16 protein-coding genes are annotated in these 20,158 nt (G+C 58.4%); 5 read left to right on the forward strand and 11 right to left on the reverse strand.

Going from position 1 to position 20,158, the window contains the following annotated elements; all coding sequences use genetic code 11:
• Positions 1–106: 106 nt before the first annotated feature.
• From fba to tkt, 6 genes are all read right to left on the reverse strand, one after another.
• Positions 107–1,171, reverse strand: coding sequence for a class II fructose-bisphosphate aldolase (fba, locus tag LG300_RS00240; protein WP_062363362.1), 1,065 nt, complete (start codon positions 1,169–1,171; stop codon positions 107–109).
• Positions 1,172–1,236: 65 nt separating this feature from the next.
• Complete coding sequence (locus tag LG300_RS00245; RefSeq protein WP_404376437.1) at positions 1,237–2,406, reverse strand: phosphoglycerate kinase; 1,170 nt, start codon at positions 2,404–2,406, stop codon at positions 1,237–1,239.
• Positions 2,407–2,465: 59 nt separating this feature from the next.
• Entirely contained in the window at positions 2,466–3,494 is a 1,029-nt protein-coding gene (locus tag LG300_RS00250) for a type I glyceraldehyde-3-phosphate dehydrogenase (protein WP_404376438.1), read from the reverse strand.
• A 58-nt stretch (positions 3,495–3,552) separates the two neighbouring features.
• Positions 3,553–4,275, reverse strand: coding sequence for an LrgB family protein (locus tag LG300_RS00255; protein ID WP_404376439.1), 723 nt, complete (start codon positions 4,273–4,275; stop codon positions 3,553–3,555).
• Complete coding sequence (locus LG300_RS00260; protein WP_404376440.1) at positions 4,265–4,618, reverse strand: CidA/LrgA family protein; 354 nt, start codon at positions 4,616–4,618, stop codon at positions 4,265–4,267. The genes LG300_RS00255 and LG300_RS00260 overlap by 11 nt, the downstream gene beginning before the upstream one ends.
• Before the next feature lie 36 nt (positions 4,619–4,654).
• Positions 4,655–6,646, reverse strand: coding sequence for a transketolase (gene tkt / locus LG300_RS00265; protein ID WP_404376441.1), 1,992 nt, complete (start codon positions 6,644–6,646; stop codon positions 4,655–4,657).
• Between the two features lie 246 nt (positions 6,647–6,892).
• On the opposite strand from tkt, the gene metK reads away from it, so the two are divergent.
• Both metK and ligB read left to right on the forward strand, forming a co-directional pair.
• The gene (metK, locus tag LG300_RS00270; protein WP_404376442.1) at positions 6,893–8,113 is read left to right on the forward strand and encodes a methionine adenosyltransferase; all 1,221 of its coding nucleotides are present in this window, start codon (positions 6,893–6,895) and stop codon (positions 8,111–8,113) included.
• 188 nt (positions 8,114–8,301) lie between these two features.
• Entirely contained in the window at positions 8,302–10,014 is a 1,713-nt protein-coding gene (ligB, locus tag LG300_RS00275; RefSeq protein WP_404376443.1) for an NAD-dependent DNA ligase LigB, read from the forward strand.
• Here ligB and LG300_RS00280 read toward each other — a convergent pair.
• Positions 10,011–10,946: an AEC family transporter gene (locus LG300_RS00280; RefSeq protein ID WP_404376444.1), complete on the reverse strand. Its 936-nt coding sequence runs from the start codon at positions 10,944–10,946 to the stop codon at positions 10,011–10,013. The genes ligB and LG300_RS00280 overlap by 4 nt on opposite strands.
• A 140-nt stretch (positions 10,947–11,086) precedes the next feature.
• Between LG300_RS00280 and metF the strand changes: the two genes are divergently transcribed.
• On the forward strand, positions 11,087–11,926 hold the full coding sequence (gene metF / locus LG300_RS00285; RefSeq protein WP_404376445.1) for a methylenetetrahydrofolate reductase [NAD(P)H]: 840 nt from the start codon (positions 11,087–11,089) through the stop codon (positions 11,924–11,926).
• Positions 11,927–12,060: 134 nt separating this feature from the next.
• Here the strand turns inward: metF and LG300_RS00290 are convergent, their stop codons facing one another.
• The 4 genes from LG300_RS00290 to prlC form a co-directional block, all read right to left on the reverse strand.
• A complete protein-coding gene (locus LG300_RS00290) occupies positions 12,061–14,265 on the reverse strand; it encodes a TRAP transporter permease (protein WP_404376446.1) in 2,205 nt (734 codons plus the stop codon).
• Positions 14,266–14,366: 101 nt separating this feature from the next.
• On the reverse strand, positions 14,367–15,350 hold the full coding sequence (locus tag LG300_RS00295) for a TAXI family TRAP transporter solute-binding subunit (RefSeq protein WP_404376447.1): 984 nt from the start codon (positions 15,348–15,350) through the stop codon (positions 14,367–14,369).
• A 301-nt stretch (positions 15,351–15,651) separates the two neighbouring features.
• A complete protein-coding gene (locus tag LG300_RS00300) occupies positions 15,652–15,900 on the reverse strand; it encodes a YheV family putative zinc ribbon protein (protein ID WP_404376448.1) in 249 nt (82 codons plus the stop codon).
• Between the two features lie 53 nt (positions 15,901–15,953).
• Positions 15,954–18,002: an oligopeptidase A gene (gene prlC, locus LG300_RS00305; RefSeq protein ID WP_404376449.1), complete on the reverse strand. Its 2,049-nt coding sequence runs from the start codon at positions 18,000–18,002 to the stop codon at positions 15,954–15,956.
• Positions 18,003–18,203: 201 nt separating this feature from the next.
• Between prlC and LG300_RS00310 the strand changes: the two genes are divergently transcribed.
• Together LG300_RS00310 and LG300_RS00315 are read left to right on the forward strand one after the other, a co-directional pair.
• Complete coding sequence (locus LG300_RS00310) at positions 18,204–19,544, forward strand: sodium-dependent transporter (RefSeq protein WP_404376450.1); 1,341 nt, start codon at positions 18,204–18,206, stop codon at positions 19,542–19,544.
• A gap of 49 nt (positions 19,545–19,593) precedes the next feature.
• Positions 19,594–20,145 carry a gamma carbonic anhydrase family protein gene (locus LG300_RS00315; RefSeq protein WP_404376451.1) on the forward strand — a complete coding sequence of 184 codons (552 nt, stop codon included), beginning with the start codon at positions 19,594–19,596 and terminating at the stop codon, positions 20,143–20,145.
• The last annotated feature ends 13 nt before the right edge of the window (positions 20,146–20,158 follow it).

A 20,158-nucleotide genomic window follows, 5' to 3' on the forward strand; every position in this document is an offset into this window, starting at 1 on the left:
GTGAAGAAATGTGGGGTAGCACTTTTTAGTAATAGTCTATTTGTGTTGCATTGCAATAAAAAAGGCGGCCCGCAGGCCGCCTTGAACACGTTTATTTGCTGGCAAGTTACTTAATTTTCGGTGCCAGCTCGCCGCGCTCGTAGCGCTGGAACATCGCTTCCAGGCTGATCGGTTTGATTTTGCTCGCATTGCCAGCGGTGCCAAAGGCTTCGTAGCGGGCAATACACAGATCGCGCATGGCGGTGACCGTTTCTTTTAAGAATTTGCGTGGATCAAACTCTGACGGGTTCTCAGCCATAAAACGGCGCACGGCACCGGTGGAGGCAAGACGCAAATCGGTGTCGATATTCACCTTGCGAACGCCGTGCTTAATGCCTTCGACGATTTCCTCGACCGGTACGCCGTAGGTTTCCGGGATTTGGCCGCCGTAGCGGTTGATCACTTCCAGCCACTCCTGCGGTACAGAGGAGGAGCCGTGCATGACCAAGTGCGTGTCCGGAATGCGCGCATGGATCTCTTTGATACGCTGAATAGAGAGCGTGTCGCCGGTCGGCGGCTTGGTGAATTTATACGCGCCGTGGCTGGTACCAATGGCAATCGCAAGGGCATCGACTTGGGTGGCCTTCACAAACGCGGCGGCTTCTTCGGGGTCGGTGAGCAGCTGTTCCATATCCAGCTTGCCTTCGGCACCAATGCCGTCCTCTTCACCGGCCATGCCGGTTTCCAGGCTACCCAGGCAGCCCAGTTCGCCTTCCACAGAGACGCCACAAGCGTGGGCCATCTCGACCGCGCGACGGGTGACGTCGACGTTGTAGTCGTAATCCATCGGCGTCTTGCCATCTTCACCCAGCGAGCCGTCCATCATGACGGAGGAGAAACCGAGCTGGATAGAGCGCTGGCACACGGCGGGGCTGGTGCCGTGATCCTGGTGCATCACCACCGGAATGTGCGGAAACTCTTCCACCGCCGCCAAAATCAGGTGGCGCAGGAAAGGGGCACCCGCGTATTTGCGCGCGCCAGCGGAAGCCTGCACGATCACCGGAGAGTCGGTGGCATCGGCGGCTTCCATGATCGCCCGCATCTGCTCAAGGTTGTTGACGTTGAACGCAGGGATGCCATAGCCGTATTCGGCGGCGTGGTCGAGCATCTGGCGCATGCTAATTAAAGCCATGGGGTCACCTTATAGGTTGTCAGTGTGAACAGGTGCAGTGAGCGTGCAAATTCAATTATTACGTATTAGCTTTGCGTTGCGGCGGCTTCAAGCGCAGCAACAGCTGGCAGCTGTTTGCCCTCAACGTACTCTAAAAACGCACCGCCGCCGGTGGAAATATAGGAAACCCGGTCGGCAATGGCGTACTTATCAATGGCAGCGAGGGTGTCACCGCCGCCAGCGATCGAAAACGCGCTGCTATCGGCAATGGCATGGGAGAGCACTTCGGTACCTTTGCCGAATTGGTCAATCTCAAAGACGCCAACGGGGCCGTTCCACAAAATGGTACCGGCATCTTTCAGCAGGCTGGCCAAGTGGGCGGCGGTGTCAGGGCCGATATCCAGAATCATCTCGTTATCAGCAACTTGGTCCACCGGCTTGACCACCGCTTCCGCTGATTCAGAGAACTCCGTTGCCACAACGACATCGGTAGGCAGCGGAATAGAAACCTTCTCCATCAGTGCTTTTGCCTGGCCAATCAGGTCGGCTTCATAGAGCGATTTGCCCACATTATAGCCTGCCGCCGCGATAAAGGTGTTGGCGATCCCACCACCGACGATCAGTTGGTCGCACTTATCGGCGAGTGCGGTCAGAACGTCCAGCTTTGTGGAGACTTTGGAGCCGCCCACAATAGCAGCCATCGGGCGCGCCGGATTCGCCAGGGCTTTCTCCAGCGCATCCAACTCCTGAGCCAGCAGCGGGCCTGCACAGGCAGTGGGAGCAAAGCGTGCCACGCCGTGGGTAGAGGCCTGGGCACGGTGGGCGGTGCCGAAGGCATCCATGACGAACACATCGCACAGCGCTGCATACTGCTTGGCAAGCTGCTCGTCGTCTTTCTTTTCGCCGCTGTTAAAACGCACGTTCTCTAGTAGTACCACGTCGCCATTGTTGAGCGTTGGGGCGGAGTCTAGGTAGTTATTGATCAGTTTAACGGGGCTACCCAACAGCTCGCTGAGATGCTCGGCTACTGGTGCCAGTGAGAACTCCTCGGCGGGCTCGCCTTCGGTGGGGCGACCCAGGTGACTCATCAGCATCACTTTGGCTCCCGCTTTGGCTGCCGCCTGGATGGTTGGCAGGGCGGCCCGTAGGCGGGCATCGCTGGACACGCGGCCGTTCTTAATCGGCACGTTCAGGTCTTCACGAATCAGCACGCGCTGCCCTTCCAGCGGCAGGTCGGTCATTTTTTGCACGTTCATGTGAGCGGTTTCCTCGTGTTCAAGCGAATGTAATAGCGTCAGGTGATACGACCCACCCGTTAGCGAAACGATGCCAAGCGCTGGCTGATATCCAGCATACGGTTGGCAAACCCCCACTCGTTATCAAACCAGCACAGCAGCTTGATCAAACGCGTGCCTGCCACCCGAGTCTGGGTGGCATCTAGAATGCCAGAGCGGGGGTCATGATTAAAATCGATCGAAGCCATGGGCGCTTCGGTATAGCCTAGCACTCCCTTTAGGCGCTGTTGGCTAGCGCTCTGTAGCAGCGCGTTCACCTGCTCGGCGCTGGTATCGTGGCGCACGGTCAGCGCAGCATCCATGGCAGAGACATTGATAGTGGGCACCCGCACATGCAGGCACTCAAAGCGACCGGCCAGACGTGGCATCAGGCGGCTAATCCCCACCGCAAGGCCGGTATCCACCGGTACAATCGACTGCATGGCGGAGCGGGTGAGGCGCAGGTCCGTTTGATGGTAAGCATCAATGACTGGCTGGTCATTCATCGCCGAGTGAATCGTGGTGGTCACGCCGTGCTCCAAGCCGAGCGCCTCATCCAGCACGGTGAGCAGTGGCACCAGGCAGTTGGTGGTGCAGGAAGCAGCGGAGAGAATACGCTGCGTGGGGGCAAGCTCATGCTCGTTGATGCCCCACACGATGGTGGCGTCCACATCATTTTCAGCGGGCTGGGAGAACAGCAGCCGCTTGGCCCCAGCGCTTAAATGCTGCTCGGCGGTGGCGCGATCCTTGAAGCTTCCCGAACACTCCAGCACCAAGTCGATATCCAGCTCACCCCAGGGCAGCGCTTGGGGGTCGCGCTCGCACAGCACATGGATACGCTGGCCGTTGACGATTAAAGCGCTGCCATCGTTATCCACTTCCCCAGGAAAGCGCCCGTGGGTGGTGTCGTAACGTGTCAGGTAGGTGATGGTGGCGAGATCGGAAAGCTCGTTAATCGCCACCACTTCAAGCTCCGGGTGCTGGCGCTCCACCAGTGCTCTCAGCACACACTGGCCAATGCGCCCATAACCATTGATAGCAATGCGATATTTAGTGGATGCGTTAGCCATGTCGCGGTGCGGCTCTTGGAAAAAGTGGCCCGATGATAGCGTATTCAACGGGGGTTGTTTACCCAGCTCCCAAACCAAGCAGCCGCCACATCAGCGGTAGCAGCAGGGCTGTCAAGATGCCGGTAAGGCTCATCCCGAGCGAAGCAAATGCCCCGGCGGTTGGGCTGATATCAAATGCCCGCACGGTGCCAATAGCATGGCCATTTAGTCCTAGTGCAAAGCCGATGAGGCGCTCATCGCGAATACGTAGCAACCGTGCCGCCAAACTAACGAACGGTATTGTCACCACCCCTGTGACCAGCAGCGAGCCCATTAGGAGCGCGACGCTGCCGCCTAGCTGTTCGGTGATACCGATGGCAATGGGAGCGGTCACCGACTTTGCCGCGATGGAGGCCAGAATCTCTGGCCCTGCACCCAGCAGCCATGCAATCCCTAGGGCATAGCAGGCAGCCAGAGAGGCGGCAATCGGCAAACAGGCGGCCAGCGGACGCCATAGCTCACGAATGCGCGGCAACTGCTGGTAGAGCGGCATACCCAGCGCCACCGTGGCGGGGCCTAACAGCACCGTTAGCCAGGTGGCCCCTTGCTGATAGGTGGTGTACGGCAACCCAAGCAGCGCTAGCGTGGCAGCTAGCAGCAGCGCGGCAATTAAAATAGCGGGTAGCCAGGAGGGCTTACCAAGGCGCTGGAACAGCGCACTGCCCAGCAAATAGGCAGCAAGCGTGAGCCCCACGGCGAATAGCGGTGTAGCGGTTAAGGTCGTTAGCAGATCAGCCGGCATCACCCCTCCCCATTAAGCGCGTCAGCAGCCATAGCGTAGTGAAAACACTCAGCAGTGTACCAACAAGCAGGGCAGCGATAATCGCCAGCCACTGGCCAGCAAGTTCACCCAAAATAAAGAACACGCCGACCACGCCCGGCATAATCAGCATGGCTAGCAAGGCGATCAGCGGTTGGGCGGCAGCAGCTAGGTTTGCAGGGACTCGACCGATAACCGCCAGGGTGGCGCACAGCAGGAGCATACCCACCACCCCGGAAGAGATAGGTAATCCGGAGAAGCGGATCACCACTTCTCCGATTAACCAGTAGCTCGTCAACCAGAGCAGGCCATTTAGCGCGGGCATGGGAACCCCCGCCCAGGATAGCCTGCTTGAGAGGCGTTAACCCAGCAGCTCATTGGCTTGTTTGACGATGTTCTCGACGGTAAAGCCGAAGTACTTAAACAGCTCGCCAGCGGGGGCCGACTCGCCATAGGTGGTCATGCCAATCACGCGGCCGTCGAGGCCGACATACTTGTACCAGTAGTCGGCGTGGCCCGCTTCGATAGCGATACGCTTGGTAATGGCTTTCGGCAAGACGCTTTCACGGTAGTCAGCATCTTGGCCGTTGAAGCGGTAAGCCGATGGCATGGACACCACACGTACGGCTTTACCTTGCTGCTCCAGTTCGGCGGCGGCGTCCATCGCCAGGGCGACTTCGGAGCCGGTGGCAATCAAGATCAGCTCTGGCGTGCCTTCGCTGTCTTTCAGCACATAAGCACCACGCTGAATGGAGGCCAGCTGTGCCTTGGTGCGCTGCTGGTGGGGCAAGTTCTGGCGCGAGAGGACCAGGGCCGTGGGGCCGGAGTGGCGCTTGATAGCGGCATCCCAGGCAGCGGCGGTTTCCACCGCGTCACAGGGGCGCCAGGTGTTCAGATTTGGCGTAGTACGCAGGCTGGTGAGCTGCTCAATCGGCTGGTGGGTCGGGCCATCTTCACCCAGGCCAATGGAGTCGTGAGTAAACACGTAAATCGCCTGCTGCCCCATCAGTGCAGCCATACGCACGGCGTTACGCATGTACTCCATGAAGATTAGGAAGGTAGCACCGTACGGCACGAAGCCGCCGTGCAGGGCGATACCGTTCATCACCGCCCCCATGCCGAATTCGCGCACCCCGTAGTGCAGGTAGTTGCCGCTGGCATCTTCTGGAGTAATTGCTTTGGCACCCTTCCAGAACGTTAGGTTGGAGGGGGCTAGGTCAGCGCTGCCGCCCAGCAGTTCCGGCATTTGCGGGCCAATCACGTTCAGCGCCTCGAAGGAGGCTTTACGCGAGGCAATGCTCTCGCCTTTCTCCTGGGCTTGTTCGATCAGGGCGGGGGTTGAGAGCTCGGCGGGCAGCTGCGCTTTCATGCGGCGCTCAAACTCTTTCGCTTCCGCAGGGAAGGCATCCGCATAGCGGGCAAACCGCGCTTCCCACTCCTGCTGGCGGGCTTTACCGGCGTCACGGGCGTCCCAGGCGGAGTAAATCGGCTCGGGAATATGGAAAGGCGCGTGCTCCCAGCCCAGCTGCTTACGCGCCAGCGCGACCTCTTCTTCGCCAAGCGGTGCGCCATGGGACTCTTCTTTGCCCTGCTTGTTGGGTGCACCAAAGCCGATGATGGTTTTGCAGATAATCAGGCTCGGCTTGTCATCGTGGCTCTTCGCCAGCTCGATGGCCGCTTTGATCTCTTCAGGCTTGTGGCCATCGACGTTTGGTACCACGTGCCAGCCGTAGGACTCAAAGCGCTTGGCGGTGTCGTCGGTGAACCAGCCTTCCACTTCGCCATCGATGGAGATGCCGTTGTCGTCGTAGAGGGCGATCAGTTTGCCCAGCTGCTGAGTGCCCGCCAGGGAAGCTGCCTCATGGGAGATACCTTCCATCAAACAGCCATCGCCCAAGAAACACCAGGTATGGTGGTCAACAATGGTGTGGCCGGGGCGGTTAAATTGCGCGGCCAGGGTTTTTTCAGCAATCGCGAAACCGACCGCGTTGGCAAAGCCCTGGCCCAGCGGGCCGGTGGTGGTTTCAATACCGGGGGCGTAGCCAAACTCCGGGTGGCCTGCGGTGGGCGAGTGCAGCTGGCGGAAGTTTTGCAGCTGTTCCAGGCTTAACTCATAGCCACTCAGGTGCAGCAGCGAATAGAGCAGCATGGAGCCGTGGCCATTCGACAGCACGAACCGATCACGATCGGCCCACTTCGGGTCTTCGGGGTTGTGCTTGAGGTAGTCATTCCACAGCACCTCGGCGATATCAGCCATACCCATGGGGGCGCCAGGATGGCCGGATTTGGCCTTCTGAACAGCATCCATGGAAAGGGCGCGAATGGCATTGGCCAGCTCAAAACGGGACGGCATGGGGGTGCTCCTCGCCTGAAAACGGAAAGAATAAAGGCGCTATTGTCGCTGACTTCCCCGGCGGCGGCAAATTCTCAGGGGCACGTTCTGGGAAGAACTTGCAACAGCGTGTAGACTCTGCCCCCCGAAGTGGTGGTGAAAGTGATAGTGCCGCTTCTTTATACGGGCAGGGAACTTCCTGCCATGATTTCCTGCTGATGCTGCGGTCATAATGAAGCAGCCGTCATACAGAGGGTCGAGTGCGCGATGAGCGAATATTCCCTGTTTACCTCCGAGTCCGTTTCCGAAGGCCATCCCGATAAGATTGCCGATCAGATTTCAGACGCGGTGCTAGATGCCATTATCGCCCGAGATAAACAGGCCCGTGTTGCCTGTGAAACGATGGTGAAAACTGGTGTTGCCATTATTGCCGGTGAGATCACCACGTCTGCATGGGTGGATCTCGAAACGCTGGTGCGTGATGTGATTACCGATATCGGCTACACCTCCTCCCAGGTGGGCTTCGATGGTGGCACGTGCGGCGTGATTAACCTGATTGGCAAGCAGAGTGTCGATATTGCTCAGGGCGTTGATCGTTCCAAACCGGAAGATCAGGGGGCTGGCGACCAGGGGCTAATGTTTGGCTACGCGACGAACGAAACGGATTCGTTCATGCCAGCGCCTATCCACTACTCGCATCGTTTGGTTGAGCGTCAGGCGGAACTGCGTAAAAACGGCCTGCTGCCGTGGCTGCGCCCGGATGCCAAGAGCCAGGTGACCTTCCGCTATAACGCCGAAGGCCAGCCCTGCGGCGTCGATGCCGTGGTGCTCTCCACCCAGCACGACCCGGAGATCGACCAGGAAGACCTGCGTAAAATGGTCAAGCGTGAAATCATTGAGCAAGTGATTCCCGCTGAGTGGTTGGATGCCAATACCCAGTACCACATCAACCCGACCGGTAAGTTCGTGATTGGTGGCCCGGTGGGCGACTGTGGTTTGACTGGCCGTAAGATCATCGTCGATACCTACGGCGGTATGGCCCGTCACGGCGGCGGCGCGTTCTCTGGTAAGGACCCGTCGAAAGTAGACCGCAGCGCCGCGTACGCGGGCCGCTATGTGGCCAAAAACGTGGTAGCCGCGGGCCTGGCGGACAAGTGCGAGATTCAGGTCTCCTATGCTATCGGCGTGGCAGAGCCTACCTCTGTGTCTATCGATACTTTCGGCACCGGTAAAATCGACGACGCGAAAATCGTTGAGCTGGTGCGCGAGCACTTCGATCTGCGCCCCTACGCGATCACTAAAATGCTTGACCTGCTGCACCCGATGTACCGCTTGACAGCTGCTTATGGCCACTTCGGTCGCGCACCGTTTGAGCACAGCTACACGTGGGTGGATGACAAAGGTGAAGAGCATCAAGAGACCTTCACCGCCTTCCCGTGGGAAAAAACTGACAAAGCGGATGCGCTGCGTCAGGCCGCCGGTCTGTAAGCTTTCCGCTAGCGCGATAAGCGCAATGGGTTAGCTGAAAGCGCCCCCTGGCTCTTGCCAAGGGGCGTTTTTTTATTGGTTGGATACGGCATCAAGCGTGGCTAACCGAGCATTGCATATCCGCCAGTTTCATATAAATTAAATTTAAGTAAGTGCTGATGTCTTTCGTTCACTATGTGAGAGCGCCTATGCGAGGATGGCGAATTACCGTGACGTTTGGCTTGGTGGCAGCCTGGTTAATAGGCGTCACCATTCCCGCACACGCAGACTCCGTACCTACAGACACCTGCCCCGACTGGCCCGCCGAGCGGCTGGCGCTGGAAACCCAAGCGTTAGCCGAACATATCGAGGTATGGGACCGCGCTTACCATGATGGTGGCGAATCGCTGATTGCCGATGAGCTGTATGATCAAGCGCTAGCGCGGCTGGAGAGCTGGCAGGCCTGCCAAGGCGACACGACCCCCCACCGGCCGCTCACCCGTGTAACGAGCAGCAGTGGCACCCGCGCGCATCCCGCCGCCCAAACTGGGCTCAATAAAGCGGACGACGAAGGCATTCGACGCTTTACTAGCCGTCGCAGCGACCTGTGGATACAGCCCAAGGTAGATGGCGTGGCGGTGACGCTGCGTTATCAGAATGGGGAGCTAGTGGAAGCCGTTAGCCGTGGGGACGGCGAGCGGGGGCAGGACTGGACCGCACGTGCCCAGCAACTGCCCGCCGTACCCACAACACTTCCAGAGCCGCTTTCGGCGGTGCTGCAGGGTGAGCTCTACTGGCGGTTGGAGAACCACGTTCAAGCGCGCCAGCCCGATTCAGGTGCCCGAGGAGCCGTGGTGGGAGCCATGGCGCAGCAAGCGCCCAGCCAAGAGACCCTCAACCGCATCGGGCTATTTGTGTGGGATTGGCCGGATGGCCCGACGCAGATGACAGAGCGGCTGGCGCGACTGACGGTGCTGGGGTTCGATACGGCCGACTACACCCACCCGATCAATGGTCAGGAGGAGGCCGCTGAGTGGCGCGAACGATGGTTTAACGGCCCGCTGCCGTTTGCCACCGATGGCGTGGTGTTGAAACAGGCGGAGCGCCCCGGCGTGCGCCGCTGGTCGTCATCGCCTCCTGAGTGGGCGGTAGCGTGGAAGTATCCCGCCCAGCAGGCACTTGCCCAGGTGCGCGGAGTCGAGTTTCGGGTGGGGCGAACCGGGCGCGTGACGCCGCTGCTGTGGCTCTACCCGGTCACCCTGGAGGGGCGGCGTATCAGCCGCGTATCGCTTGGTTCGCTGGAGCGCTGGCAAGAGTGGGACGTGCGCCCAGGGGATCAGGTGGCGGTGACGCTGGCGGGCTTGACGATTCCCCAGGTATCCAGCGTGGTGTGGCAAGCCCGCGAAAGAGCCGCCCTTAACCCACCCTCACCCGAGCGCTACCATCTATTGAGCTGCTTTACGCTAACGCCAGAGCAAAAATCAGAGTGCAGCGCCCAGCTGCTCGCTCGATTGACCTATCTCAGCGAGCAGCTGGGCATGCGAGGGATCGGCGAAGGTACCTGGCAGGCGCTGATGGAGGCCGGTGTGGTCACAGAAATGCTGGGCTGGTTGGCGCTGACGCCGGAGCAACTGCAGCAGGCTCACGGTATTGGCGAGACCACCGCCGCAGCGCTAATGGCGCAATTCAACGCGGCCCGCCAAGCGCCGTATGCAACATGGTTGAAGGCGCTAGGGATGCCGCCAGGAGGCGATGCCCGGCTAGGCGATTGGTACACCCTGGCGGGGTACACCCGAACCGATTGGCAAGCCGTACCTGGCGTTGGCCCGGTGCGTGCCGAAGCGCTTGTGGCCTTCTTCAGCCACCCAGACGTGCTTCGCATGGCCCGCCAGCTGCAGCAGGCGGGGGTCGACGGTTTTTAACCCAGCCCGGTTAAGAGCAGCATCAGGCCCAAGTAGAGTGGAATCAACAGCGGTGCCAGCAGCGTGGTGGTGAGTACCGCCAGCGCGCCTTTCTGTGGCTGAATACCCAGCTCCATGGCCACCACCACTACGTTAGAGGCCATCGGCACCACGCCCAACAGCAGCAGCGCCATCGCAAGCTCAGGCGCGAGCGGCGTGAGCTGTTGGAGCAGCCAAACGGCACCCAGCATCACCAGCGGCCACAGCAGATAGCGAAGCCCCACGCAGGCAGCCACAAAGCGTGAATCCCACGCCGCCAGAGTGACCTGACTTAACGTCATGCCGATAATCATCATGCCCAGCAGCGTATAGGTGGCGGGGAAAACCGCTAACGAGCCCATCAGTGGTTCAGGTAGCGTCACGTTAAGCGCGCTTAACAGTAGCGCCAAGAGAAACGCATAGACCAGCGGCAGACGAACAATTTTTGCCAAGCTCTGGCGTACCGAGAAATGGCCCCGGGCGCTTAGGTAAAACCCCACCGTGAACTCATACAGATTGATGCCCAGCATACAGAAAAGATACAGCGTCACCCCTTCCGGTGGCAGCAGAATCAGCGCCACAGGCAGCCCAAAGTAACCGGTGTTGCCAGTGCCAGAGGAGAACGCCAGCAGCGCGCCTTCCTGTGGGCCAAAGCGGTGCTGGGTTACCCGGCGCACCGCCAGCGCCATGGTGCTGACTAACAGAAACATTGCCAAGGTAAGGACAAGGTACTCGGCGGTGGGGCCACCATTCATTAGCGCTCGGAAGATCGTCAGCGGCGCAATCAGGTACACCAGCAGCGTGGCGATGGGGCGCGGGTCGATTTTCAGCCGCTGGGCGGCAATAAAGCCCAACCCCACATAGCCTAATAGCATGAGCAGGGGGCCCATTAAAGCGCTGGGTGCTAAGTCCATTTCTCCTCCTTGATAGACGCGGTAGTGCCAACATGAGCCGAATTGAAGGTCGACCGTGGAAACTTTCATTAGCCGCTGTGCGGCGAAGCAGCGAGAATACCCTAATTAATGATTACGTTACCGTACTGCGAGGATAAACCATGAGCAGCCAAGAGCATCCGTTAGGTATTAGCTTTGAATTCTTTCCGCCCAATACCGACGCAGGCCGGGAGAAGCTAATTCAGGTGCGTGATGAGCTGGTTACTCGTAACCCGCGTTTCTTCTCCGTCACCTATGGGGCCGGCGGCTCTACCCAGGCACGTACCCGGGAAGTCGTCCGCACCGTGAGCCAAAGCGGCATTAGCACAGCGCCGCACCTCTCCTGCATCGGCAGCGAAAAGGCTCAGCTGCGCGACTTACTGGCGCAGTACCGGGAAGAGGGAGTCGACAGCCTGGTGGCCCTGCGCGGTGATATGCCCTCAGGTATGGCTAGCATCGGTGAGCTGCGCTACGCCAACGAGCTGGTGGAGTTTATCCGCAACGAAACGGGTGATCACTTCGATATCGCGGTGGCTGCGTATCCAGAATCCCACCCCCAGGCCCCCAGCCTCGATAAGGATGTGGAAAATTTTGCCCGTAAGATGAAAGCGGGCGCTAACATGGCGATTACCCAGTACTTCTTTACCGCCGATGCCTACTTCCATTTCGTCGACAAAGCGCGGGCGCTGGGCGTTGAGCAGCCGATTATTCCCGGCATCATGCCGATTACCAATTACACCAAGCTGGCGCGGTTCTCTGATGCTTGTGGGGCAGAAATTCCCCGCTGGATTCGCAAGCAGTTAGAAGCCTATGGCGACGATAGCGATGCTATTGCTGCCTTTGGTACTGATGTAGTGACCCGGCTGTGCGAACGCTTGCTGGACGGTGGCGCACCAGGACTGCACTTCTACACGCTGAACCAGGCGGCGCCGGTGCTGAAAGTGGTGGATAACCTCAGCTAACGCTACTATTAGTTAGTCATACCGGCCTGTGCCTCTGGTGCAGGCCGGTTTTTTATGGCGCGCTGGGCCAGTGCCATAAAAAAAGCCGGAACCTTTCGGTTCCAGCTTTTAAGAGCGGTGCTATAGGGGAGTGCTTAGGTGGCGTTCGCCGCTGTATTCCCTTTGCCGCCATGCTGCTTGCGCTGCATGATGAAGAGCGCTGCACCGATCGCCAGGCCCGCTACGTCGGTATAGATACCGCCGTAAATCAGGAAGAGCGCACCCACCAGCATTACCAAGCGCTGTACTTGGTTTACCGGACCGAAGAACCACTTCTGTACCATGCCCGAGAGCAGCACGATACCCAGTGTCGCCGTGAGGCCGACGCGCAGAATCTGCATGGTGGAACCTTCCATCAGCATGGCGGGGCTGTAGAAGAACATAAACGGTACAATAAACGCCGCTAGGCCAATCTTGAACGATGCCACCGAAGTGCCCATCGGGTTATCCCCCGAGATACCGGCTGCCGCGTAAGATGCCAGTGCCACCGGCGGGGTAATGGCCGAGACCACTGCGAAGTAGAATACGAAGAAGTGGGCAATCAGCGGCTCGATGCCGATGTTGATCAAGCCCGGTGCAACAACCGATGCCGCCACCGCGTAGGCCGCCGTGGTGGGCATACCCATTCCCAGCAGAATACTGATCAGCATGGCGAAGAACAGCGCCAGCAGTTGGCTAACACCCGCCAAGCCTAGCAGTAGCGAAGAGAAGCGCGCGCCAACACCGGTTAGCGAGATAACGCCGACGATCAGGCCCGCACAGGCACAGACCGCAATAATCTGGATGGACATGGTGCCCGCCAGTTGCAGTGCTTTTAAGATCGCACGCAGGCCCATCTTATTCGGTGACAACCAGCTCACCACCGCTGCCGACGCTGTGGCTAAGGTGCCCGCACGAATCACCGAGTAGCCCATGAACAGCGCCACGATCAAAATAATGATTGGCGCGAATAGGTAAACCTGCTTCACCAACTTGGAGAATAGCGGAATCTCATCTTTGCGCATGCCGCGCATGCCTTTACGGGCGGCTTCGAAATCCACCATAAAGTAGATCGAGGCAAAGTAGAGAATGGCCGGAATAACGGCGGCAATGGCGATTTCGGTATAGGGGATGCCGGTTACTTCCGCCATGATAAACGCGCCTGCACCCATGATCGGCGGCATGATCTGGCCACCGGTCGAGGCAGCGGCTTCAATCGCGCCTGCGCTGCGGGCGGGATAGCCCACCTTCTTCATCAGCGGAATGGTCAAGGAGCCGGTGGAGACAACATTACCTGCGGAGGTACCGTTAATCATGCCCATTAAGCCGGAGGCAAAGATAGCCACTTTCGCTGGGCCGCCACGGGCACGGCCTGCTGCTGCGAAGGCAAAGTTGACGAAGTAGTCGCCCACTTTAGACGCCTGGAGGAAAGCGGCAAAAATAATGAACAGAATAATATACGTGGACGATACCGCCGTGGTCGGGCCAAGGATGCCCGCATCGGTGTAGACCTGGCTAAAGAAGCGCTGCAGCGACAGGCCTGGGTAACCCAAAAAGCCGGGCAGGTAAGGGCCTGCAAATACGTAGGTGAGGAATACCGCGGAAATGACGACCAGCGCCAGGCCTGCCACGCGGCGGGTAAGCTCCAGAATCAGCAGGGAGCCAGCAATCGCTGCCCAGGAGATGCCAGGAGGCGCAAACGAAGTGCCGGTAGACATCCGCATATTGGTGTTAAACGCCATTAGCAGGTAGCCGGCACTCGCCAGTGCACACACCATGAGCACTAAGTCGGCAGGGTTAAAGCGGTGGCGTGCTTGACGGTAAAACCAGGACATCACAATCGCCACGGCAGTTGTCGCCATCAGCGGATAGCCAAAGTGCAGCGTTTCAATGGCCGGGTCGATACGCATCGCTCCGCCGTTGATCGCCTGCTGCATCAAGAACACTTGTACCAGTGAATACACTGCTGGTGCTAAAAGCGCATAGCTAACCCACTTAAACCAAGCGGGAGAAGCTTGCTGGTCATCCTCAGCGAAGCGGGCACCGGCAAATAGCCCGTAACCCAAAATGAGTGCACCGGCGATGTGTACGATACGAAACGACCAGGTTTCCATGGGGTACACGTTGAGCGAAAACAGGTGAAAGCCTGAATAGGCAATCGCCAGTGCTGCAAATAAAAGGAACTGCCAGCCAACGAACAGGCGGCGGTTTGGCTCAACAACTTCCTCATCGACGCCATTAGCAATCGATTCTGGCGTTGATGAAGCAGCTAAGGCGTCATCCTTGAGGCCGTTGGGATCTTGGTCGGTATTGTGACTCATTAGAGGTCACCCTCACAGCAAAAGCAGAGAAAGGGGGGCAGTAGCGAGTGCTGCCCCGCCCGACGGGGTCGGCAGCGGGGCAGCACGGTAGGGCATATAACTTACTTAATCATGTCATCAGAGATGTCATAACCGTTTTCTTCATACCAGCGTGCTGCGCCCGGATGGAAAGGCAGAACGTTGTTATGCACGATGTTTTCCGGAATGCTGGTTTCAGCACTGCGGTGAACTTCACGCATACGGTCGTTGTTTTCCATAGTGGCTTTGGTGACTTCGTAAATGAAGTCTTCCGGTAGGTCACAGCCAGCAATAGCGAAGTTCCACATGGAAACAGCGCGGGCATCTTCTTCCAGCGTGGTGTAAGTGCTCGCCGGGATGGTGAACTCAGCTACCGGATAGTTTTCCAGCACGGTAGCCATCTCTTCTTCGGTAAACTCGATGATGTTCACATCGGTTTGTACTTCCAGCTGGCTAACCGCCGGAATCGGGATACCCGCAGCGAAGGCAATTACGTCCAGCAGGCCGTCCTGAAGCTGACCACCCAGGTCAGACCAGCCGCCGTTACGACGCTCAAAGTTCACACCCAGGGTTTCCAGCATAGCCGGGAAGTAGGTGTCAGAAGTGGAAGCGGCCGGGCCAAAGCCGATACGGGCACCGTCAGGAATGTCGGAAATGGACTCAATACCGGAGCTAGAAAGGGCGGCAATGGAGAACGGAGTTTCATACATCGGGAACAACGCGCAGACGTTGTCCATCACCAGGCCGGGGGCCAGCGGGCTTTTGCCTTGAATCGCATCAGAAGCCGGGCCCATGGTGGTTAGGCCAAATGCCATGTCGCCACTGTGTACCAGTGCTAGGTTTTGAGTCGGGCCGCCGGTAACTTCGCCGCCGCCAGAAACATCTAGCTCGTCAGCAATGAAGTTAGCCCAACCAGAGCCATAAACGAAGTAGGTGCCGCCTTGGCTTGCCGTACCAACGGTGAAGTTAGTGGGCCACTCGGAGCGGTCCGCATGGGCAGCAGTGCCCGCAGCAAGTAGTGCGCTACCTGCGAGCAGAGCGATGGTTTTTGGCATCGTATTGCGCATGGCGATATTTCCTAAGCTGTTATTGGGGTTATCGTCCGGCGTGTCAGAACACGACCAGTGCTTCATCATTAAGCAGCTTATACACAGCGATACTCGTGCCATTTTTTGTTTTTTATTTAAAAATCAATTTTTTAAAAATTTAATCTTAAACTTTGGTTGAATATTAAAAAGTGCGAAGTGTCCGGCTTTTCGCACGATTCAGAGGGAAGAGTGTGCGGATTTCCGCACATTTTCAAAGGGCTTGTGACGCAGCCGTTGTATTACCATCAATCAACGGCTGCTGATGGGGTGAGGAAAGGCGCTACTTCCGTTTGCCAGGGTCAAGAATGCGGACGGGCTGTATATCCTGAACTTTCTGTTCTTCACGCACTTGGTTCACGCGGGTAGAGAGCTCGGGAATTGATTCATCCTCAATGGGTAACTGTTCAAAAAAGTCGCAGCTTACGCATTCACGGTAGCGGATACCGTTCTGCTCCCAGGCACGAATACGATCCATAGCGGCACACCGGGGGCAGGTGACGCCCGCAATAAAACGTTTAACACTCGACATCAATACACTCCTAGGGTGCGGCGGCGCTGCCGCACCGGATAAAAACGACTAGCCTAGGCGGCGCGGATTCCACTATGGCGCAGCAGCGGCTCTACGCTGGGTTCGCGCCCCCGGAAGGCACGGAACAGCTCGGCGGCATCGCGGGCACCACCCTGCTCCAGGATCTCTTCACGGAAGCGTTGGCCAGTGTCTGGGTCAAAAATCCCGGCTTCTTCAAAGGCGCTCCAGGCATCGGCGGAGAGCACTTCTGCCCATTTGTAGCTGTAGTAGCCTGCAGCGTAACCACCGGCAAAAATATGGCTGAAGCTGTTCTGGAAGCGGTTGAAATCAACCACAGGCACCACCGAGGTTTGGCTGCGCACATCGTCCAGCAGCGCCTGCACATCGCTGGCCGAAGGCGCTTCCAGCTCGTGGTGTAGGCGCAAATCAAACAGTGAAAACTCGATTTGGCGCACCATACCCATTGCCGATTGGAAGTTCTTTGCCGCCTGCAGGCGCTCAAAGAGCGCTTCCGGCAGCGGTTCGCCGGTTTCCACATGCTTCGCCAGTAGGTCGAGTCCTTCCCGCTCCCAGCAGTAGTTCTCCATAAACTGGCTGGGCAACTCGACGGCATCCCAGGCAACGCCGTTGATGCCTGACACATCGGCTACTTCTTGCTTGGTCAGCATATGGTGCAGGCCATGGCCAAACTCGTGGAACAGCGTCGTCACTTCGTCGTGGGTGAGTAGCGCAGGCTTGCCGCCCACTGGTGCGGTGAAGTTGCAGGTCAAAAATGCCACGGGCAGTTGCACGCCGTGCTCGGTTTTGCGGCGTACTCGGCAGTCAGCCATCCACGCGCCGCCACGTTTACCTTCGCGGGCGTAGAGGTCCAGATAGAAACCAGCGATCGGCTTGCCCTGCTCGGTAATACGGAAGAAACGCACATCGCTGTGGTAGCTCGTTGCGCTTTTGTCCTCTTCTACCTGAACGTTGTAAAGACGCTCGACGACCTGGAATAAACCATCGACTACCCGCGGGGCGGGGAAGTAGGGGCGTAACTGCTCTTGAGAAATATCGTAACGCGCTTCGCGCAGCTTCTCGCTAGCGTAGGCAACATCCCAGGGCTGGAGGGCGTCGATGCCCAGCTCGTCGTGGGCATAGGCGTTCAGCTCGGCAAACTCCTCCTCCGCTTGCGGCTTGGCGCGGCGGGCAAGGTCTTCCAGGAAGTCCAGCACCTGGGTCGGGGAGTCCGCCATTTTGGTGGCCAGCGAGTAGTCGGCATAGGTGTCGAAACCAAGCAGGTGTGCCAACTCCTGGCGTAGCGCGAGAATCTCTTCGAGAATCGGTGCGTTATCGAACTTTCCTGCATCAGGCCCTTGGTCGGAGGCGCGGGTCACAAAGGCGGTATACACTTCCTGGCGCAGTTCGCGGTTGTCGGCGTAGCTGACGATCGGGAAGAAACTGGGGAAATCCAACGTAATACGGTAGCCCTCGACCCCTTTGGCTTCCGCAAGAGCCTTGAGCGTCTCTAGGGCACTCTCGGGGACGCCTGCCAGCTCTTCCCGATCCTGAATATCCTTATGCCACGCTTGGGTGGCGTCTAGCACGTTGTTAGAGAACTGGTTGGAAAGGGTCGAGAGGCGGGACTGGATCTCGCCATAACGGGCCTTTTTATCCGCTGGCAAGTCTACCCCGGCTAGGCGGAAATCGCGTAGGGCGTTATCCACCGTGCGCTGTTGAGCGGTGCTCAGTGCTGCCCAAGCGTCGCTCTCTTTGAGCGCCTGCCAGCCCTTAAACAGCCCTTCGTGCTGGCCAACCCAGGTGCCAAACGCCGAGAGTTTTTCCAGACAGGCTTGGTAAGCGTCGCGCAGTTCAGGGGTGTTCATGGTGCCGTTTAGGTGGGATACCGGCGACCAAGCCTGGGACAGGCGATCATTCACTGCTTCCAGCGGGGCGGCAAAATTTTCCCACGTTGGGGGCGTTGTGGCGGCCTGCTGGGCAAGGCAGTCAATGGCTTCGCGGCTCTCGTCAAGCAGCGTTTCCACCGCTGGCAGTACATGGTCGGCACGAATGTCGGCGAAGGGGGGAAGCTCATGGCTCTCTAGCAACGGGTTGCGGGACATAGGCACCTCGGTAGCAATAACGTGAAGGGCGCACGTAACATGCGCTGATCATGACACAGTGCGGGCAGTGGGGCGCCGTTTCAATGCTTGACCCACCGCTAGCGTTTGGCCTGGGGGCAAGCGCCTGCTAGTCTTGCCGCTTTTCGGTGTCAGTATTAAGCGAGTGTTACCAATGAGTGCCACCCATGGCAGGAGCAAATAATGAGTGAAACGCTAGAGCGCTGGGGGTCGAAACGGGCCTTTATCTTGGCGGTAACAGGTGCTGCAGTTGGGCTAGGCAACATTTGGCGCTTTCCCTATGTAGCGGGAGAGAATGGCGGAGCGGCCTTTCTGCTGATTTACGTAGCCTTTGTGCTGCTGCTGGGTATTCCCGTGATGATGGCAGAAATACTGATTGGGCGTGCCGGACGGCGCGGGCCGATGCAGGCACTGGGAGCGCTGGCGGCGGAGGCGGGCGCCTCGCGGCATTGGCGCTGGCTGGGGCTGTTCGGCGCGTTCACCGTATTCTGTATTTTATCGTTTTACTCGGTGGTCTCCGGCTGGTCGATTGAGTTTTTGGTTGCCTCAGTGAACGGAAACTTTGACGGTGCCAGCGCGGCCGAGATCGGCGCTGGTTTCGACGCGTTTTTGGCTAACCCAGGGCTGTTGGTCTTTAACCACTCGCTGTTTCTATTCATGACCATGACGGTGGTGGCGGCCGGAGTGGCTAAGGGGCTTGAGCGGCTCAATAACCTGCTGATGCCGCTGCTCTATGGCTTGTTGTTGCTGCTGGCCATTTATGCGACTACCACTACGGGCTTCGGCACCGCGCTGTCGTGGCTTTTCCTGCCCTCGTTTGAGGACGTGACGCCAGCGGTTGTGCTGCACGCCATGGGCCATGCGTTCTTTACCCTGGCGGTGGGCGCCTGTGCCTTGATGGCCTACGGTGCTTATATGCCCGATGAGCAGAGCCTGCCGAAAGCGGCCCTGGCGGTGGCGGTGCTGGACATTAGTGTGGCGCTGCTGGCGGGTATCGCAATTTTCTCGGTGGTATTTGCCCAAGGCATGGACCCCGCCGATGGCCCAGGGTTGATGTTTGTTACGCTGCCCATTGCGTTTTCCGGGCTGCCGTGGGGGTCGCTCTGGCTCAGCGTATTTTTCCTACTGCTGTTGCTGGCGACGTGGACCTCGGCGATCAACTTGGCCGAGCCGATGGTTGCCACGCTGCAGGGCATGGGCTGGCGGCGTAGTATCTCCACGGCAGTGGTGGCCATTAGTGTATGGTTATTGGGCCTACTGTCAGCGTTCTCGTTCTCTACCTTGGCAGAGTTCAGGCCGCTGTTTGGCCGCAACGTGTTTGAATTGGTCAGCAGCATACCGCCGGATATCTTCCTACCCTTGGGCGGCCTGTTAATTGCGACGTTTGCCGCTTGGGTCATGCCGCAGGCGCTGGTTGTGAAAGCGTTAGGCGTGGGTGAAGGCGGCTATATAGCATGGCGCAACCTCGTGCGCTGGGTGTCGATTCCGCTGACGTTTATTGTTCTGCTTGGTGGGTTGCTATAGTCCTGTCATCGTGAGTGATTCGACGCTATATGCTTGAAAGGAGAGTGCTATGAGCAGTGCCTTACGAACGTTTCAGAGGATGTCGCCTCAACTGGGCGAGCGGGTCTATATCGACCCTGCCAGCGTGGTGATTGGTGATGTCACGCTAGGTGATGACTGTTCGGTGTGGCCGATGACCGTTATCCGCGGCGATATGCACCGTATTACCATCGGGGCGCGTACCAGCGTTCAGGATGGCAGCGTGCTGCACATTACCCATGCCAGCGACTTCAACCCTGATGGCTTTCCGCTCACCATTGGTGATGATGTCACCATTGGCCATAAAGCTATCCTGCATGGCTGCACGCTAGGCAGCCGTATCCTGGTGGGAATGGGCGCGATTGTGATGGATGGCGCAGTTGTCGAGGATGAGGTGATTATTGCCGCTGGGGCGGTGGTGACGCCGGGTAAGCGGTTGGAGAGTGGTTATGTCTATGCCGGTAATCCAGCGAAGGCGCTGCGCCCGCTCAAAGAGAAAGAGCGCGCTTTCTTCCCCTACACGGCGGGTAATTACGTTAAGTTAAAAGACCGGTTCCTTGAAGAAGCCGCTGGCGCACGCTAAGCGGTTGCCTATC

Origin of the sequence: Vreelandella aquamarina, from assembly GCF_044805175.1 — a bacterium.
Taxonomy (GTDB): Bacteria; Pseudomonadota; Gammaproteobacteria; order Pseudomonadales; family Halomonadaceae; genus Vreelandella; species Vreelandella aquamarina_B.

What these genes read in the sequence shown, in the direction of transcription:
- LG300_RS00290 (WP_404376446.1), bottom strand. Translation starts at nt 14,265, where the DNA reads ATGAGTCACAATACCGACCAAGATCCCAACGGCCTCAAGGATGACGCC.
- LG300_RS00250 (WP_404376438.1), bottom strand. Translation starts at nt 3,494, where the DNA reads ATGGCTAACGCATCCACTAAATATCGCATTGCTATCAATGGTTATGGG.
- LG300_RS00260 (WP_404376440.1), bottom strand. Translation starts at nt 4,618, where the DNA reads ATGCCCGCGCTAAATGGCCTGCTCTGGTTGACGAGCTACTGGTTAATC.
- metF (WP_404376445.1), top strand. Translation starts at nt 11,087, where the DNA reads ATGAGCAGCCAAGAGCATCCGTTAGGTATTAGCTTTGAATTCTTTCCG.
- LG300_RS00245 (WP_404376437.1), bottom strand. Translation starts at nt 2,406, where the DNA reads ATGAACGTGCAAAAAATGACCGACCTGCCGCTGGAAGGGCAGCGCGTG.
- ligB (WP_404376443.1), top strand. Translation starts at nt 8,302, where the DNA reads ATGCGAGGATGGCGAATTACCGTGACGTTTGGCTTGGTGGCAGCCTGG.
- prlC (WP_404376449.1), bottom strand. Translation starts at nt 18,002, where the DNA reads ATGTCCCGCAACCCGTTGCTAGAGAGCCATGAGCTTCCCCCCTTCGCC.
- LG300_RS00310 (WP_404376450.1), top strand. Translation starts at nt 18,204, where the DNA reads ATGAGTGAAACGCTAGAGCGCTGGGGGTCGAAACGGGCCTTTATCTTG.
- LG300_RS00280 (WP_404376444.1), bottom strand. Translation starts at nt 10,946, where the DNA reads ATGGACTTAGCACCCAGCGCTTTAATGGGCCCCCTGCTCATGCTATTA.
- LG300_RS00300 (WP_404376448.1), bottom strand. Translation starts at nt 15,900, where the DNA reads ATGTCGAGTGTTAAACGTTTTATTGCGGGCGTCACCTGCCCCCGGTGT.
- LG300_RS00255 (WP_404376439.1), bottom strand. Translation starts at nt 4,275, where the DNA reads ATGCCGGCTGATCTGCTAACGACCTTAACCGCTACACCGCTATTCGCC.
- fba (WP_062363362.1), bottom strand. Translation starts at nt 1,171, where the DNA reads ATGGCTTTAATTAGCATGCGCCAGATGCTCGACCACGCCGCCGAATAC.
- LG300_RS00315 (WP_404376451.1), top strand. Translation starts at nt 19,594, where the DNA reads ATGAGCAGTGCCTTACGAACGTTTCAGAGGATGTCGCCTCAACTGGGC.
- LG300_RS00295 (WP_404376447.1), bottom strand. Translation starts at nt 15,350, where the DNA reads ATGCGCAATACGATGCCAAAAACCATCGCTCTGCTCGCAGGTAGCGCA.
- tkt (WP_404376441.1), bottom strand. Translation starts at nt 6,646, where the DNA reads ATGCCGTCCCGTTTTGAGCTGGCCAATGCCATTCGCGCCCTTTCCATG.
- metK (WP_404376442.1), top strand. Translation starts at nt 6,893, where the DNA reads ATGAGCGAATATTCCCTGTTTACCTCCGAGTCCGTTTCCGAAGGCCAT.